The sequence below is a fragment of the Rodentibacter sp. Ppn85 genome (genome assembly GCF_001999335.1).
Classification (GTDB): Bacteria; Pseudomonadota; Gammaproteobacteria; order Enterobacterales; family Pasteurellaceae; genus Rodentibacter.
Window position 1 is genome coordinate 1 of record NZ_MLHS01000102.1, and the last position, 2,900, is coordinate 2,900.

Sequence of the window (2,900 nt, forward strand, 5' to 3'; positions counted from 1 at the left end):
GTGGATTTTTCAAATCCACACACCCTGCATCTCTAGCCTTTCTAGCCTTAAAAAACTTGAGAATTCTGTCAGCATACTTTTTACCCCCTTGCTAATTCACTTTCGCTCTTTTGAGGACATTAAATACCCCAAAAAAAGAACTACAATAGATATAAATAAAGCAGGTTTAAATGAGTCCTCAAAGTTTCTCATATAAGAAATTGAGTGTTTATGTATTAAATAATATATACACGCTCTAGCAGAAAAATTATGATATAGCAAGATATAAACCACAAAAAGATAAATAATAACTTCCTCATTTTTTAGTCTCCTTATCTTTCTTGTTTATTTTTTCATACTCTCCTTTGCTATAATCACTTGTATAGTTGTTAATAATAGTATTAATCAGAACTTTATTTAAAGGATTAACTCCCATCTTATCTGCCAACTTATCCCAAACGCCACCCGTTGTAGCACCGCTAATAGATCCTATCATTTCAGTCTTTGTCTGAAGTTCAGTATTATTTAGTTTATTAACCTCATATACAAAATCAACCGCCACACTATTTAATGCCTGCGCACCCGGTTTTAATTTAGATAAAAGCGGTACTTTCATCACATCCTAGCTTTTTCCTTACACTTACTAGTGTGTCATTAAATAACCCCAAAAGACTGTTACTGTAAAGATAAATAACGAAGGTTTAAATGATTCTTTAAAAACTATCAGGTAAGGAACCATAGTATTATGAACTAATAAATATACCAACCAAATAAAAACCTTCTCATTTACCATCTTTCCTTTTTGAAACAAGGAATATAATAGGAAGAATAATTATATGAAACTTCAAACTTATTAAAAGAGATTCCCCAATAAGTCTTAAATAATTAACAACTCTTACCCCCGCATCAATTTCAACATAATAAATAGCAAAAAAATAAAGCAAGGAAAAGATAATAATATTAAGAATAATCCCAAAAATAAATTTCATTATTCTTCCTCCTTGTTTATATGTTGGTATATACCTTTTGCTTTATCACTAACAACGGCTCCCCCTACTGCATTTAAGAATACTTTCGGAAGAGGATGTAAATTCAAATATCTACTTGATACAGTTTCAGATGCGACCCCATATCCACTACCAACTAGAGAACCTATTGTTTCAGTCTTAATCTGTTTCTCCGTAGCTCCCGGTTTATTAACCTCATACATAAAATCAAACGCCACACTATTTAACACCTGCGCACCCGGTTTTAATTTGGATAAAAGCGGTACTTTCATCACATCCTTGGTGGCATTATAAACATCACCTTGAAGTTCACCCTCAATAAATCTCATTACCTTTCTTTTATTTTTTGTGAGGATTAACCTTTCTAAACACAAGAAAATGAATCGGTAAAACAATGAAATAAAATTTCAAAGACATCATTATCGCCTTATCTAGAAGTAATCTATAGTGTACATTATCATTTCCCAAACTTATTTCAAACACAATTAGAGACAAGAAAAAAATTAATGTGATGATCAAAAAATATTTGAATAGACCTAGTATCATTTTCATTATTTATCCTTACTTTTCTGATTTTTTCATGTTTTCTTCATAAGTTTTTTTGAGCTCATCTCCAACTATATTACCTCCTATAACATTCCAAAATATCTTAGAAGTGCCTTTAATAGGTATATATTCAGATGACCAACCAATTCCACTACCAGCCACAGACCCAATAATCTCTTTTTTAACCTGTACGTCTGTAGCTCCCGGTTTATTAACCTCATACATAAAATCAAAAGCTACACTATTCAGTGCCTGCGCACCCGGTTTTAATTTCGAAAGAATAGGAACCTTTATCACATCTTTAATACCATCATATGCATCATTTTTGAACTCTTGCTCATTTTTATACTTACCATCATAAGCTTTATAAGCTATATCTCCTGCCTTATAACCTCCTGTTACTAACATTTCTGCCGTAACTGGATTTTTAGCTGAAAATACAGCAATATCTTTTGCATACTGTGTCGCAACAGGAAGAGTTCTTGCCATTCCTACTATTCCTGCAGCACCCGCTGTGGTTAATACGCCCATTGCAAAAGATTCCGCTTGCTTTCCTTCATAGCTATTCCAGAATCTCATATCATTACCTATATATTTTGTTAATGCCGAGTCATCCCTTTTAATCATGTTTGAAAAATCCCAATTATATAAATCCTCAATCGGTACGCCCCATGAATGGGCAATTTTACTCAATTCGACATGAAGGTATGTTTTTTGGGATTCTGTTAATCTATTTGGATCTTTCTGATTCAAATCAATTAAGAAATTGATATAGGAATCTTTGGTTAATAATTCACCCGATCTATTTTTCTCTTTTAGTTTTAATTCCCCATTTTTATTGAATTTTTCTGAAAGATTAAATAATTCTTCATCTTCATCTCTTGCCAAAAGGTTATTCTCCACCGCTCCCTTCGCCGTCGCCGCACCTTCCAAGGTCGCTGCCGTACTGTTGCCCGATATTCCCCCAACAACCGCGCCGGCAAGTTGAGAAGCCGTTTTCAATAGATTACGTTCCTCTGTAGTCAGCTGTTCCGCCGGTTTGTTAAACACTTTTTCAGACAACACCATTGCCACGCCTTCACCCGCTACACCCGCCAACGCGCCTGCCGCAGGGTCTAAGCCCGCTGCATAAAACTCCGTGGCGGAAAGCACTGCGTGTGAAAACAGATTTGCCGCTTTATTGTCTTTCGTGAGGTCGTGGATTTGTGCATTCAATTCCGGCGATATTCCAGCTACGGCGGTTTGTGCCGCTGTCTTACCCGATAAAATGGCTCCGACCACAGCCACTGCCGCATCCACTTTGCGACGGTTTGAACCACCCTCTTGCCAGCGTTGATTTTCCGCTTTCACTTCATCATACGCCGCTAT

At 35.8% G+C, this 2,900-nt stretch carries 4 protein-coding genes; all 4 read right to left on the reverse strand.

Annotated elements, in window-relative coordinates; genetic code table 11:
• Positions 1-295: 295 nt before the first annotated feature.
• Positions 296-595 carry a hypothetical protein gene (locus BKL51_RS11585; protein WP_077466798.1) on the reverse strand — a complete coding sequence of 100 codons (300 nt, stop codon included), beginning with the start codon at positions 593-595 and terminating at the stop codon, positions 296-298.
• Positions 596-761: 166 nt separating this feature from the next.
• Positions 762-968 carry a hypothetical protein gene (locus BKL51_RS11590; RefSeq protein WP_077466799.1) on the reverse strand — a complete coding sequence of 69 codons (207 nt, stop codon included), beginning with the start codon at positions 966-968 and terminating at the stop codon, positions 762-764.
• Positions 968-1,315 (reverse strand): hypothetical protein, encoded by a 348-nt coding sequence (locus BKL51_RS11595; protein ID WP_077466800.1) that lies wholly within the window; start codon positions 1,313-1,315, stop codon positions 968-970. Before BKL51_RS11595 ends, BKL51_RS11590 begins: the two co-directional genes overlap by 1 nt.
• 232 nt (positions 1,316-1,547) lie before the next feature.
• On the reverse strand, positions 1,548-2,900 hold a 1,353-nt coding region (locus tag BKL51_RS11605), incomplete at its 5' end, for a VENN motif pre-toxin domain-containing protein (RefSeq protein WP_198930135.1).